We start from the raw sequence: 14,817 nt of genomic DNA on the forward strand, positions 1-14,817 counted from the left end.
TAAATATAATTTATTTTAACATTACCTGAAACCCGTATATCACATTCAATAGAAAAAATTCCCCTACTTTAGTGTGTCACATTCACACGTATTTGAAAAACAATGACACCATCCACGCTTTGTACGCTCATCCTGTGCCTGTTCTGCACATACGCCACTGCACAGGATCTCGGGAACGGTACGTACCGTAATCCTGTTATTAACGCCGACTATTCTGACCCTGATGCCTGTGCTGCTGGGCCAGATTTCTACATGGTAGCTTCCAGCTTTAACTGCATCCCTGGTTTGCCGGTTTTGCATTCCACTGACCTGGTCAACTGGTCCCTTATTGGTCATGCGCTCCTGCGCCAGCCGCCTTATGATCACTTTTCCAAAGTGCAGCATGGGGGTGGGGTATGGGCACCATCTATCCGCTACCACAAAAACGAATTTTATATCTACTACCCGGATCCTGACTTTGGCATTTACATGATCAAAGCCAGGTCGGCAAAAGGCCCCTGGTCTGATCCTGTGCTCGTGAAAGAAGGTAAAGGCATCATCGATCCCTGTCCTTTCTGGGACGATGATGGCCAGGCATACCTCATTCATGCATATGCGGGTAGTCGTGCGGGCATCAAGAGTGTGCTGACGCTCAATCACATGAATGCTGCAGGCACCACCGTCACAGATGCGGGTATCCTGGTCGTGGATGGGCATCCATCCAATCCTACTTTAGAAGGGCCAAAGCTCTACAAGCGCAATGGCTACTACTACATTTTCGCCCCGGCAGGCGGGGTAAGCACCGGCTGGCAGTTAATTCTGCGTTCTAAAAAAATAGAAGGGCCTTATGAAGAAAAGATCGTCATGGATCAGGGCAATACGCCTATCAACGGTCCACACCAGGGTGCCTGGGTGACTACCACCGCTGGTACCGACTGGTTCCTGCACTTCCAGGATAAAGATGCTTATGGCCGTGTGTTGCACTTACAACCAATGCGCTGGGTGAATGACTGGCCTGTGATTGGGATTGATAAAGATGGCGATGGCAAAGGAGAACCAGTGATCACGTACAAAAAGCCACTTTCGAATAGCATCATAACAGCACCTCCTACCTCTGATGAGTTCAATACCAGCCACCTCGGTCTGCAATGGCAGTGGCAGGCAAATCCGCTACCTACCTGGGGTATGCTCTCTCCTGCAAAAGGCACGTTGAGACTCTTTTCGGCAAAACTCCCTGACTCTTTACACAACTACTGGGATGTACCGAACCTGCTTTTGCAGAAATTTCCCAATGATACCTTCACGGTGACTACCGCCTGTAAGTTCACACCCAATCCTAATTTAGAAGGAGAACGCACAGGTCTCATCATCATGGGAGCTGATTATGCATCACTATCCATTCTCAAAAAAGAAAAAGAATTACTACTCGTGTACAGCACCTGCAAAAATGCAGACAAGGGCAAAGCAGAAAATCAGCAAGTCATCACCACACTCTCTGACAGTAGCTGCTACTTCCGTGTAAAAGTTACTCCCGGTGCCGTCTGCCAGTTTAGTTACAGCAGTAATGGCAAAGATTTTACCACAATCAATGAAACGTTCACTGCCAAACCCGGTCGTTGGATCGGGGCTAAGGTAGGGTTATTCTGCACACGGCCGGGTCAGATCAATGATGCGGGTTATGCAGATTATGATTGGTTCAGAATACAGTAAAATTAAAAAGGGTTTGCCACCATGGCAAACCCTTTCAACAAATCCTCTGTAAAAAATTTATTTCGCTTTCAGCGCTTCGATTTCTTTTTGCTGCACTTCCAGCTGTTTCTTCAATTCAATGACATACAAAGTCAGCTCTTCAATCTTTTGCATCTGCAATTTCTGCATTTCGCCTACGTCCAGTCCCTCCCTTGCAATCTCCTGCTCCGAAGGAATATCAGGTAATTTGTGATTCTCTTTGATATGCGCTTCTACTTCTGCTAATGAAGGTAACTTATAATCAGAGGCAAAGACATAATCCGCCCAGGTCTGCGTCACTTTTAACTTTGTGCCGCCAATCGTACCATTTACCGCCAGCATGTAGCCTGTAGGCAGGGTGCTCATTCCCACAGCCAACCCACCTCCATTCAGGTATGAGTTGCCAAGAGGCGAGATCCCTACTTTGGTAACATTTGTAGCTGTATCATACAGGAAGAGGGTGCCACCTGATGTAATCAGGGCACGGGTTTTCGCATTCGAATAGTTACTGAATACGTATCCGCCATTTGTAAACAGGGCCATATTATTGGCATCTGTAAACAAAGTGCCATTCCCATTCATGTAAATGTAATTGCCACTTGTATAGATCTGACCATTCACATCCAGTGCCGCAATTGGTGCAGGTTTGTTAATCCCGATATTTCCCGCGCTGGAGATGAATATACCTGTAGTACCGGCGTTTGAACCAGTGTTCTGAATGGCAAAAGTATTACTTGCCTTCAAAAAGCCCATACCAGCTATAAAATTACCTGCCCTGACAAACGATAAATGATAACGATTATCTCCCTGATCCGCGGGTCTTACAATCTGGATACCATAGCCATAAGGGGTAGCATCATACCAATCCCCAAAATGTGCCAGACCACTAAACCGGGCTGCAGCCCCTACATTCAATGAAAATGCTGAGTTAACATTAGCTCCTACGCCCAGAGTCCTGACATGCAATGTGTCAATGTCATACTGGGCTAATGCTGGCAGTCCCGCTGCCATAAACAAACAAAAAAGAATTTTCTTCATAAAAAATTAGGTATTGAGGATTTCCCCACCAAGGTACAGTTTTCTCCCCTTTTTTTATGATAAAATACTAATGGTTAATATTTACCGCAAACGTTTGCGTAAATAAATCCGCCCATTCCTTTCCAATAATAAAATTATAGCTGTAGAATTGTTTCGGGGATACCGGTACGATATATCAATCTGATACAAAAACCAGTGCCTGCCTGTATTGCCACTGTAGCAATGCGTATTCCATTACGGATTTGATAACCCATTTGAAAAACACACAACAACAAGATACGTTATGAAAAAACTACTGATGTTTTGCTGGCTCGTGCTCAGCACTGTCAGTTGGGCATTTGCTCAAACCCATATTGTGAAAGGGAAAGTCACTGATGCTACCACCGGCGAACCGCTGGTCATGGTAAGCGTTCAACTCAAAGGCACTACTACCGGTACACAAACCGACGCCTCTGGGAATTTCTCCATCAATGTTCCCAATCCACAGGGTGTGCTCACATTCACCTACATGGGCTATGAAGCACTCACCCGCAATATTGAAGGAAACTCAAGTCTGAGCATCGCAATGACAAAGGATAACAAACAACTGGATGAAGTAGTCGTAATTGGCTATGGTGAAGTAAAGAAAAGAGACCTCACCGGTTCCGTTGTTTCTGTGAAAGGCGCTGAGCTCAGGAAAGTACCTACCACCAACGTCATGGAATCTGTTCAGGGTAAACTTCCCGGCGTAGACATTACCAAAAGTTCAGGTGCCTCCGGCGCAAAGATCAACGTCACTGTGAGAGGGAACCGCTCTATCCGCGCTGACAACGGTCCGCTCTACATTGTAGACGGTGTGCAATACCAAAACATCCAGGACATCAACTCCAACGATATTCAAAGCATGGAAGTGCTCAAAGACGCTTCCTCCACCGCCATTTATGGTTCAAGAGGTGCCAATGGGGTTATCATCATTACCACCCGCAAAGGCGCGCAGGGAAAGCCCAAGGTAAGTCTCAATACTTACGTGGGCTCCAACGAAGTAGCTGGCTATCCGACTATGATGACCGGCCCCCAGTATGTAGCGCTCAAAAGAGAAGCTTACCACACCACCGGCCGCTGGAATGCTGAAACTGACGATGCACTCATCTTCAACGCTGCCGAAGTGAATGCCATTCAAAACAACCTCTGGACCAACTACGCTGACCTGCTTATTCATAACGGCTTACAGCAGGATTACCAGGTAGGTGTAACCGGTGGTTCCGACAAAACCAAGGTTTACTTTTCTCTCGACTACTTTGATGAAAAAGGTTTATTCAAACTCGATCGTACCCGTCGCTACAGTGCCCGTCTGAACATCGATCAGACCATCAGCAACATCCTGAAAGCTGGTATGCAAAGCCAGATCACTTACTACGACCAGGATGCGCGCCGCGACCCCTTAAACCAGGCTAACAAAATCGTACCCCTTAATGGTCCGTACGATGCTAACGGCAATTTTGTACTGTTTCCCAACAATGGCTCTGCCATCAACCCGCTGGCAGATGAACAGCCAAATATCTACCAGAACAATGCCCGTGTTACCAGAACGTTTATCAATGCCTATGTAGAGCTTACACCACTCAAAGGCTTGTCCCTCCGCTCAAACCTGGGCGTAACGCTGGACAATGCCCGCCAGGGGATCTTTGCTGCTAAAAATTCCATCGACAGGTCTACCGCCTCTACCTCCCGCTCCCAGTACAACACAGGTGCACAGCGCTACCTGAGCTGGGAAAACGTAGCCAACTATTCACAACAGTTCGGACAGCATACCATCGGCATCACCGGTGTGGCCAGCTTACTCTCGGACCAGCGTGATTCCAGTTTTCTGCAGGGAGAAGGACAGCTGTTGCCCTCGCAGCTCTACTACGCACTCGCAAATAGCGTGAGTGGGATTGCCATCCGTACCAACTACCTTTCCAGTAAACTCATTTCCTTCACCGGCCGTGTGAATTACAACTACCGGGGTAAATACCTGCTGTCCCTCACCGGTCGCTCTGATGGCTCCTCTAAACTGGCCCCCGGCAATAAATGGGCGTTCTTCCCATCTGCTGCCGCTGCCTGGAGAATCAGTGACGAACCCTTTATGCGCGGCCAAAATGTATTCAGCGATCTGAAACTCCGTGCCAGCTATGGTATAGCCGGTAACGATGCGGTATCGCCATACTCCACTGCCAGTTACCTGAGCAAGATTCCATTCTCTTACGATGATACCAATGCCGCCCTCGCTTATGGCATCGGGAACCAGATTGGTAATAAAAACTTGAAATGGGAACTCTCTGCCACCGCCGATGTAGGATTGGATTTCAGTGTGCTCAATGGCAGAATAGGCGCCACCATCGACTACTACGATACACATACCAAAGACCTGCTGCTGCAAAGAACCTTACCCTCTTCCTCCGGCGTAACTACCGTGATCCAGAACATCGGTAAGACCCGCAACAGGGGTATTGAAATAGGCATTAATACCACGAACATCAGCTCCGGCAAGTTTACCTGGACTTCCAATATCATCTTCTCTAAAAACAAAGAAGAAATCGTTTCCCTGGCAGATGCCAATACCAACGATGTGGCCAATGGCTGGTTCATCGGTTACCCAGTAAAAGTGTATTATGATTACCAGAAACTGGGTATCTGGCAAACAGACGAAGCAACAGAAGCAGCCAAATTTGGCTACAAACCCGGCGATATCAAAGTAAAAGATATCAATGGCGACGGTGCCCTCAACACACAGGACAGAATTGTATTGGGCAAACAGGTGCCTACCTGGAGCGGTGGCTTTAACAACGACATCCGCTATGCCAACTTCGATCTGAACATCTATGTATTTGCACGTATAGGCCAATACATCTACTCTGAATACGCTGCCAAGTTTGACCCACAGGGCCTGGAAAACAGTGCGCCTTTAGACTACTGGACACCGGATCATGCTACCAACGCTTATCCAAGACCTAATTCCAGCGTATCCAAAGATGGTACACCCTTCATTAAAACATTGGGCTACAAGGATGGCTCTTTTGTAAAGATCAGGAATATCTCACTGGGATATACCTTGCCGGCAGGCGCATTGAAGACGGTACACCTCAGCAATGTGAGAGTGTATGTAACGGGCAAAAACCTCTTCACCTTCAGCAAAGTGAAAGACTATGACCCCGAAAGAGGCGGAGACCTGAGTAACCCGCTCACGAAAATGTATGTCGCTGGCTTAAACGTAGAATTCTGATCCAAAAAAAGTAAACCATGAAACGCTACTATTTCCTCCTCATATTATTAACCGGCCTCGCTTGTAACAAGCAGCTGGAAGAATACAATCCATCGGGCCTCACCACCGACCAGGTATTCAGTACCCCCGAAGGTTTTGAAACACTGGTGAATGCCGTCTACACCTACAATCGCTGGTGGTATGGCAAAGAAGAAGGTTACAGCATCTCTGAAATGGGTACCGACCTCTGGACCAGCGGTACCGGGGATAAATACCCCGACATCACCCAATACATTAATTTACAGGCCAGCAATACCGTGATGAGTGGACTCTGGAAACAACTCTATGCCGCCATCAACCTGTGCAATACAGGTATAGGCCGCATAGACAAAGCTGGCTACACCGATGCTGTGAAAAAGACACGCAATGCAGAACTCCACTTTATGCGCGCCTTCTATTACTGGCATATCGTAGAAATGTGGGGCGGCGTACACTTCACTGTCGATGAAACCACCGGTGTGCAAACCACCGCTAATCGTACATCCATAGATACTTTTTATGCACAGATATTCCGTGACCTGGATGTGGCTGTGAACGACCTGCCACTTACCACAACGGACTATGGCCGCGCTACAAAACCTGTAGCCCAGGCTTTCCTGGCCAGAATGTGCCTGACCCGTAATCTCAATGAAAGAGCAGCCATACTCGCTGACTCTGTTATTAACAATTATGGGTATAGCTTACAGGCAAAATATGCCGACCTTTGGAGCATGAGCAACCTGCAGAACAAGGAAGTGGTGTGGGCTGTGAACTATATGAAAAACCTGGTCTACGATGACCGGGTAGATGCCACCCTGTATCCCAACGGCCACTCCCGCGGTGCCAATAATGGTCACCTCATGTTCATTATGAAGTACGATGACCTGCCAGGTATGCAGCGTGATGTAGCAAATGGCCGTCCTTTCAATAGGTATATGCCATCGCTCTTCCTGCTGAACCTGTTCAACGAAAAGGCAGATGCCCGTTATGCTGCTACCTTCAAACAGGTGTGGTATTGCAATAACCTGAACACAGCGCCCGCTGGTATGAAACTGGGCGATACTGCCATCGTGGTGACTAAATATGTTGTGACCAACGCAGATACCGCCGGCAAAAAATATAGAGTATACGACAGGAATGCTGTTTATGCTGCAAATGGTGGTGGTAAAGATCGTACGCACTATATTTCACTACAGAAATTTGATGATCCTACCCGCGCCTCACAGAATGAAGAAGAAAGCGCCCGCGATGCATTCATTATTCGCCTGGCCGAAATGTACCTGATCGCAGCAGAAGCGCAGTTCAAACTGGGTAACAGTGGCAAAGCTGCCGACTACATCAACGTAATTCGTAAGCGAGCCGCCATCGCCGGTCATGAAGCAGAGATGGTGATCACTGATGCCGACATCACGCTCGACTTCATCCTGGATGAAAGGGCACGTGAACTGGCCGGCGAACAGTTAAGATGGTTCGATCTGAAACGTACCGGCAAACTGGAAGAACGTATTAAAAACTACAGCCCCGATCCGGCTGCTCACTTCCAGTCTTATCATACCCTGCGCCCGATTCCGCAGGATCAGATAGATGCCGTGACCAACAAAGCTGAATTCACTCAAAACCCTGGCTACCAATAAACTGTTACAGATGAATATAAGACGTTATTTACTGGTATTATTGTTACCGTTGATCAGCTGGATGCCGGCTGATCAACCCCGTATCTTCCTGATTGGCGATTCCACGATGTCAAACAAACCACTGGAAGATAATCCCGAGCGGGGGTGGGGGCAGCTGTTCCCACAATTCCTGGATGGTATAGCAATAAAGAACTATGCCGTGAATGGCCGCAGCACTAAAAGCTTCATCAATGAACATCGCTGGGATTCTGTATTGGCACAGTTAAAACAGGGAGACTGGGTCCTGATCCAGTTTGGCCACAATGACCAGAAAAAAGAGGATTCCACCCGCTATGCAGCCCCTGATGGCGCTTACAAAGACAACCTGCTGCGCTTTGTAAAAGAAGCCCGCGCCAAAGGTGCCAACCCGGTGCTCATTACCCCCGTGATGCGACGTAAGTTTGATGACAAAGGTAACTTCGTAGACCAGCATGGCGACTATCCCGGCGTAGTGAGAGCACTGGCTGCACAGTACAAAGTACCCCTTATCGACCTGCACAAAAGTAGCGAAGCGCTCATTGTACAACACGGCGTACAGGGTTCTGAAAAGCTCTTTAAAACCACACCGGCAGGGCACTATACAAAACTGCCCGATGGCGTGACAGACAATACCCACTTTAACACCTACGGCGCTACCCTCGTAGCTGGCCTGGTGGCAAAAGAGATTCATGAGAAAAAGATTGGGCTGGATCAGTACCTGCGCAAAACGGAATTTGAAGGCAAATACCGCTTTGACCTGCCGGAGATATATGAGCCTCATTTCAGAAGAGATACGCTGAATATCGCGGCCTTTGGCGCCAAAGCCGATGGCGTGACCCTCAACAGTCAGCGCATCAATGCTGCAATCGATAGCTGTAGCAGCAGGGGCGGAGGTGTCGTAATGATTCCTCCCGGCCTGTGGCTGACCGGTCCGATTGTATTAAAGAGCAATGTGAACCTTTACCTGGCTCCCAACGCCATCCTGCAGTTTACCACCGATTTTTCCCAATACCCATTAATAGAGACCACTTACGAGGGGCTGAAAGCCATACGCTGCCAGGCTCCCCTTTCGGCAGTCAATGCAGAAAACATTGCCATCACCGGCAAAGGTATCCTGGATGGCGGCGGCGATGCATGGCGCATTGTGAAGAAGGACAAACTCACAGAAAGCCAATGGAAAAAACTCACTACCTCCGGCGGTATCACTGGCGAAGATCAGAAGACCTGGTATCCTTCCGAAAAGTCACAGAAGGGGTCTAAGACCCAGCAGGCGGGTGTGATTGCCCCCGGTAAAACGGCTGCTGACTACAACGATATTAAAGACTTTCTGCGCCCTAATATGATCAGTATCACTTCCTGCAAATACGTATTGCTGGAAGGCGTAACTTTCCAGAACTCACCTGCCTGGTGCCTGCACCCTTTGTTGTGTGAGCACATCACCCTGCGGAATGTATACGCAAAGAACCCCTGGTATGCACAGAATGGCGATGGCCTTGACCTGGAATCCTGTCGCTATGCACGGATCGAAAGCTGTACTTTCGATGTGGGAGATGATGGGATCTGTATCAAATCGGGCCGGGATGAACAGGGTAGAAAAAGAGGTGTGCCTACGGCCGATGTTATCGTCAATAACTGCACCGTGTACCATGCACATGGCGGTTTCGTGATCGGTAGCGAAATGTCGGGCGGAGCGAACAATCTCTATGTATCTGATTGTTCTTTCTTAGGCACCGATATCGGGTTGCGTTTCAAAACCACCCGTGGCCGCGGCGGTATTGTAGAAAAGATCTACGTGAGTAATATCAATATGGAAAACATTCCTGCCGAAGCGATCCTCTTTGATATGTACTACATGGCCAAAGATCCTGTTGTACTGGTAGGTGAAAAGAGAGAAGCGCCAAAAGTGGAAACCATTCCGGTTACGGAAGCCACGCCCCGCTTCAGGGATTTTCATATCAACAATGTAGTGTGTAATGGTGCGGCAAAGGCGATCTTTATCCGGGGCTTACCTGAAATGCCCATCAGTGATATCTACCTGAATAATATTACCATCAAAGCAGACAAGGCTGGTGATTGCATAGAAGGTAAAAATATATACCTGACCAACGTAAAACTGCTCACTGCCGACAATGGCAAAATGAATGTGCAGGATAGCAAAGCAATAAAAATGGGAGACTAACATGAAAAGAACAGGCTTAATTTTTCTATTAGTAGTAGCAGCCACCATCCAGGGTCATGCACAATCTGCACAGATGGCTGCCACAGTCATGCGATTATGGAAAGACTCATTACAGGAAACCGGCAAAAGAGCCCACTGGACCTATGACCAGGGGGTAGTACTGGAAGGCTTTGCGGGGCTCTGGAAAAATACCGGCGATGGCAGGTATTTCCAGTTTATTCAACAGGGCATTGATACGTACATTGACAAGGAAGGTAATATCCGCACTTATAAGCAGGATGATTACAATATAGATAATATCAAAAACGGCCGGGCTTTATTGTTGCTCTACAAAGTGACCAATGAAGAGAAATACAAACTGGCTGCCGAAAAGCTAAGGGCACAGTTGCGTAACCAGCCGCGTACAAACGCCGGTGGTTTCTGGCACAAGAAGCGCTACCCTTACCAGATGTGGTTAGATGGTTTATATATGGGGGAGCCGTTCTATGCAGAATATGCTGCATTGTTTCATGAGGATACCGCCTTCCGTGATATCACCAGGCAGTTCGTGCTCATGGAAACAAACAGTCGTGATGCAAAAACGGGGTTACTCTATCATGGGTATGATGAATCCCGCCAGCAGAAATGGGCGGATAAGACCACGGGTCGCTCCCCCAATTTTTGGGGTAGGGCAATGGGTTGGTATGGTATGGCACTTGTAGATGTATTGGAATATTATCCTGCAAACCACCCGGGCAGAGATAGCCTGTTACAGATCTTACAACGCTATGCAGCGGCTGTAAAGAAATACCAGGATCCTGTAAGTGGAGTATGGTACCAGATACTGGACAAAGCAGGTAAAAAAGGGAATTACCTGGAGGCTTCTGTGAGCTGTATGTTTGTCTACACACTGGCCAAAGGGATTCGCTTAGGCTACCTGCCGGAAAGCTATCTATCTACTGCAAAAAAAGGTATAACCGGTATTAATAAACAATTCATTCGCCCTGCCGCCGAAGGCGGCGTAAACCTGGAAGGCACTGTTACTGTAGGTGGCCTGGGTGGCGATCCTTACCGCGATGGCAGCTATGAATACTACCTGAGCGAAAAGGTGATCCAGAACGATCCCAAAGGTGTAGGTGCTTATATGCAGGCTGCCAATGAAATGGACCTGCTGGCCATTCCTAAAACCGGCAAAGGGCTCACCATCACCATCGATAATTTCTTCAACCATGAGGTGCGAAGCGATGGTACCACCTGGCATTATGTATGGAATGAAATGGATAATGGGGGGTACTCCCTGTGGGGCGAAATATTCCACAACAAAGGTGCGCGTACCGCAATGCTGCCTGAAGCGCCTACTGCCGCAAATCTTGCAAAGACAAATATCTTCCTGATAGTGGATCCTGACACAGAAAAGGAAACCGCAAAACCCAACTTTATGACAGCTGCCTATGCAGATGTGATTTATGATTGGGTAAAGAAAGGTGGTGTCCTGATCATTTTGCAGAATGATAAAGGCAATTCTGAAATAGAAAAGTTCAATACCCTTACAGCGCGCTTCGGCATCCACTTCAATGAAGACAGCCGCAACCATGTAGAAGGAAAACAATTTGAACAGGGCGCTTTATACCTGCCTGCCGGCAACCCTGTTTTTGCACACACAAAGAAGATCTATATCAAAGAAATATCAACGCTGAAACTCTCGCCGCCAGCTACTTCCATCTTCAATGATAAAGGAGATGTGATCATGGCTGTATCTAAGGTAGGCAAGGGAGCTGTATTTGCCGTAGGCGATCCCTGGTTTTACAATGAATACCTCGATGGACGCCGGCTTTCCCCCGATTTTGAAAATTATCAGGCAGCATCTGATCTGGCAGATTGGATGATTCGCCAGACCACTCAACATAAATAACAGAAGTATATGCAATTGTCTAAAAATCACGTAGCCCTGCCAGAACTTCCCGAAAAGGTCCTGCAATTTGGTACCGGTGTGCTGCTCCGTGGTCTCCCTGATTACTTCATAGATAAAGCTAACAAGGCCGGCATTTTCAATGGCCGTATCGTCGTGATCAAATCGACTGATAAAGGGGGGACTGATGCCTTTGCTGCACAGGATAATCTCTATACACAATGCATACAAGGTATTCACGCCGGACAGCGTGTTTCAGAATATATCATTAATTCCTCCATCAGCCGGGTGCTTTCTGCAGCGGCGCAATGGTCTGAAATACTTGCGGCTGCTGAGAACCCGGACATGGAGATTATTATTTCCAATACAACCGAAGTCGGGATCAGTCTCACAGATGATGATATTTATGCAGCGCCCCCCGCTTCCTTTCCCGGAAAATTGCTGGCGTTTTTACTGAAACGCTACCAGTTCAACCAGCAAGGTATGGTCATCATCCCTACAGAACTCATTCCCGACAATGGCACTAAACTGAAAAATATTGTACTTGAACAGGCCAGGCGTCATAGCTTAGAACAGCCTTTCATCCATTGGCTGGAAACCGCCAACTACTTTTGTAACTCACTCGTAGACCGCATTGTACCCGGTGCATTGCCCAAAGAAGAACAGGCAGCCATAGAAAAACAACTCGGCTACGAAGACCAGCTCATGATCATGTCTGAAGTCTATCGCCTCTGGGCAATAGAGACAGATAGTGAAAAAGTGAGACAGATCCTGTCATTTGCGAAAGCAGATGAAGGCGTCATTCTCGCGCCAGACATCAATGTATTCCGTGAATTGAAGCTGCGCCTGCTAAACGGTACACATACGCTCACCTGTGGCTTAGCACACCTTGCAGGCTTTGAAACCGTGCGGGAAGCCATGGAAGATCCTGCTATGGAAGCAGTGATCGCTGCCCTCATGCAACATGAAATTGTGCCTGCTATTACCGGTATCGACATCCGTGAAGATGCTGCCCATCGCTTTGCTGTAAGCGTGCTGGATCGTTTCCGCAATCCATATATTCAGCATCGCTGGCTCAGTATTACCATGCAGTATACCAGCAAAATGAAGATGCGTGTTATTCCTGTGCTGAAAAAATACTACCAGCATGTACATGAAGTACCCGCTTTAATGGCGATGGGTTTCGCCGCTTATTTATTGACCATGCGGGAAAACATCCAGGATGATCATGGGGGGTATTTCAAAGAACAATGGCAGCAATTACCTCCTGATGTGCTCGTGCAGGAAGTACTGAAAAACGAAGCATTATGGGGCGAAGATTTAACCCAATACAAAGGATTCGCGCAGGCAGTCACCGTCATGTTGAATAATTTAATCAATGAAGGAGCCGCTGCATTGATCAAACGAGTATCCGCAGAAACAACCGTGCTATGAAAAGAAGTATCTTAAAAGTTCACCCACATGATAATGTAGTGGTGGCACTGACCGACCTGAAAAAAGGAGAAACCGTACAGGATAATGAACAGTCGTACACGCTGTATGATGACGTGCCTGCCAAACATAAATTTACAGAAACAGCCCTCAAAGCCGGTGACCCCATCACCATGTATGGGGTGCTTGTAGGCAAGGCAAAGCAAGACCTGCCTGCCGGTGCCAGGATTGGCACAAACAATGTACAACATGCTGCCAGCGATTTTCAGTTAGCTACGCAACGCAAAACTGCCTGGCATCAGCCGGATATTGCCCATTGGAAAGACCGCACCTTCCAGGGCTATCATCGTGCCGATGGGAGCGTGGGTACAGGCAATTACTGGCTCGTAATCCCCATGGTATTCTGCGAAAACAGGAATGTGGAGGTGTTGAAAGAAGCGCTCACCGATGCATTAGGTTATGGTCGTCCTAAAAAATACGCGGCCTTTGCCAGGCAACTGGCTACGCAATTTCAGCAGGGTGCCAGCAAAGAAAGTATCATCGAAACTGTCTATACAGAAAATGAAACTGCCTGGCAGCAGCCAAAGATTTTCCCCAATGTAGATGGTATTAAATTCCTTACACACGAAGGTGGTTGTGGTGGCATCCGTCAGGATGCGCAAACACTCTGCGGCCTGCTGGCAGGTTACATCACCCATGCAAATGTAGCAGGTGCTACAGTATTAAGCCTGGGATGTCAGAATGCACAGATCACCATGCTGCAGGATGAGATTAATAAACGCTCTCCAAACTTCAGTAAACCCTTATACATCCTCGATCAGCAAACCATCGGAACCGAACAGGCACTGGTGGCTGCTGCGATCAAACAAACCTTTGCAGGGTTGATAGAAGCCAATACCATCACACGCCAGCCAGCTCCGTTAAGCAAGCTGACCATTGGTCTTGAATGCGGTGGTTCCGATGGCTTCTCTGGTATTTCTGCAAATCCGGCTATTGGCTACACCTCTGATCTGCTCGTGGCATTGGGGGGTAGTGTGATCTTATCTGAGTTTCCTGAGCTTTGCGGTGTAGAGCAGGAGATGAGTGATCGTTGTGTACAGGAGACAGATGCACTGCGCTTTATAGACCTGATGCGTACCTATGAACGCAGGGCAGAAGATGCCGGTTCCGGTTTTGATATGAACCCTTCGCCCGGCAATATCAAAGACGGCCTTATCACCGATGCCATCAAGAGTGCAGGCGCTGCAAAGAAAGGCGGTACCTCTCCTGTAGTAGAAGTACTGGACTATCCCCAGCAGGTAACGAAACCGGGCCTCAACCTGCTATGTACCCCCGGCAATGATGTGGAGTCTACGACTGCCGAAGTAGGTGCCGGTGCTACCATCGTGTTGTTTACCACAGGACTGGGCACGCCTACCGGCAACCCTGTGACGCCGGTGATCAAGCTGTCGAGCAATACCAAATTGTTTGAGAAGATGCCGGATATCATAGACATTAATACCGGTACAATCATAGATGGGGAAGAGACCATTCAACAGGCAGGGGAGCGGATACTGGAACATGTGATCCAGGTAGCCAGCGGTACATTGCCCGCCAAATCAGTTCTGAACGGACAGGATGATTTTATCCCCTGGAAGAGAGGAGTCTCATTATAAAAAAACAT

The 14,817-nt window shown here is 48.0% G+C and carries 8 protein-coding genes; 7 read left to right on the forward strand and 1 reads right to left on the reverse strand.

The genetic code is table 11. From position 1 onward, the window contains the following. The first annotated feature begins 102 nt into the window (after positions 1–102). A complete protein-coding gene (locus ABDW16_RS07705; RefSeq protein WP_343668838.1) occupies positions 103–1,689 on the forward strand; it encodes a glycoside hydrolase 43 family protein in 1,587 nt (528 codons plus the stop codon). Positions 1,690–1,746: 57 nt separating this feature from the next. On the opposite strand, the gene ABDW16_RS07710 is transcribed toward ABDW16_RS07705, so the two are convergent. After that, positions 1,747–2,745, reverse strand: a complete 999-nt coding sequence (locus ABDW16_RS07710; protein ID WP_343668839.1) for a hypothetical protein — start codon at positions 2,743–2,745, stop codon at positions 1,747–1,749. 283 nt (positions 2,746–3,028) lie between these two features. Here ABDW16_RS07710 and ABDW16_RS07715 point away from each other — a divergent pair, with 283 nt between their 5' ends. From ABDW16_RS07715 to ABDW16_RS07740, 6 genes are read left to right on the forward strand one after another with little or no spacing between them, the layout of a single operon-like run. Beyond that, positions 3,029–5,986: a TonB-dependent receptor gene (locus tag ABDW16_RS07715; protein WP_343668840.1), complete on the forward strand. Its 2,958-nt coding sequence runs from the start codon at positions 3,029–3,031 to the stop codon at positions 5,984–5,986. A gap of 17 nt (positions 5,987–6,003) precedes the next feature. Then, complete coding sequence (locus tag ABDW16_RS07720) at positions 6,004–7,638, forward strand: RagB/SusD family nutrient uptake outer membrane protein (protein WP_343668841.1); 1,635 nt, start codon at positions 6,004–6,006, stop codon at positions 7,636–7,638. Positions 7,639–7,648: 10 nt separating this feature from the next. Further along, complete coding sequence (locus tag ABDW16_RS07725) at positions 7,649–9,835, forward strand: glycosyl hydrolase family 28 protein (protein ID WP_343668843.1); 2,187 nt, start codon at positions 7,649–7,651, stop codon at positions 9,833–9,835. Position 9,836: 1 nt separating this feature from the next. After that, positions 9,837–11,726, forward strand: coding sequence for a glycoside hydrolase family 88 protein (locus ABDW16_RS07730; protein WP_343668844.1), 1,890 nt, complete (start codon positions 9,837–9,839; stop codon positions 11,724–11,726). A 9-nt stretch (positions 11,727–11,735) separates the two neighbouring features. Next, entirely contained in the window at positions 11,736–13,157 is a 1,422-nt protein-coding gene (locus ABDW16_RS07735; RefSeq protein ID WP_343668845.1) for a tagaturonate reductase, read from the forward strand. Next, positions 13,154–14,809, forward strand: a complete 1,656-nt coding sequence (locus ABDW16_RS07740; RefSeq protein WP_343668846.1) for an altronate dehydratase family protein — start codon at positions 13,154–13,156, stop codon at positions 14,807–14,809. Before ABDW16_RS07735 ends, ABDW16_RS07740 begins: the two co-directional genes overlap by 4 nt. Positions 14,810–14,817: the final 8 nt, after the last annotated feature.

The organism is Chitinophaga sp., assembly GCF_039596135.1.
GTDB lineage: Bacteria > Bacteroidota > Bacteroidia > Chitinophagales > Chitinophagaceae > Chitinophaga.

Coding starts and splice junctions, on each gene's coding strand:
- ABDW16_RS07705 (WP_343668838.1), top strand. CDS start 103: ATGACACCATCCACGCTTTGTACGCTCATCCTGTGCCTGTTCTGCACA.
- ABDW16_RS07710 (WP_343668839.1), bottom strand. CDS start 2,745: ATGAAGAAAATTCTTTTTTGTTTGTTTATGGCAGCGGGACTGCCAGCA.
- ABDW16_RS07715 (WP_343668840.1), top strand. CDS start 3,029: ATGAAAAAACTACTGATGTTTTGCTGGCTCGTGCTCAGCACTGTCAGT.
- ABDW16_RS07720 (WP_343668841.1), top strand. CDS start 6,004: ATGAAACGCTACTATTTCCTCCTCATATTATTAACCGGCCTCGCTTGT.
- ABDW16_RS07725 (WP_343668843.1), top strand. CDS start 7,649: ATGAATATAAGACGTTATTTACTGGTATTATTGTTACCGTTGATCAGC.
- ABDW16_RS07730 (WP_343668844.1), top strand. CDS start 9,837: ATGAAAAGAACAGGCTTAATTTTTCTATTAGTAGTAGCAGCCACCATC.
- ABDW16_RS07735 (WP_343668845.1), top strand. CDS start 11,736: ATGCAATTGTCTAAAAATCACGTAGCCCTGCCAGAACTTCCCGAAAAG.
- ABDW16_RS07740 (WP_343668846.1), top strand. CDS start 13,154: ATGAAAAGAAGTATCTTAAAAGTTCACCCACATGATAATGTAGTGGTG.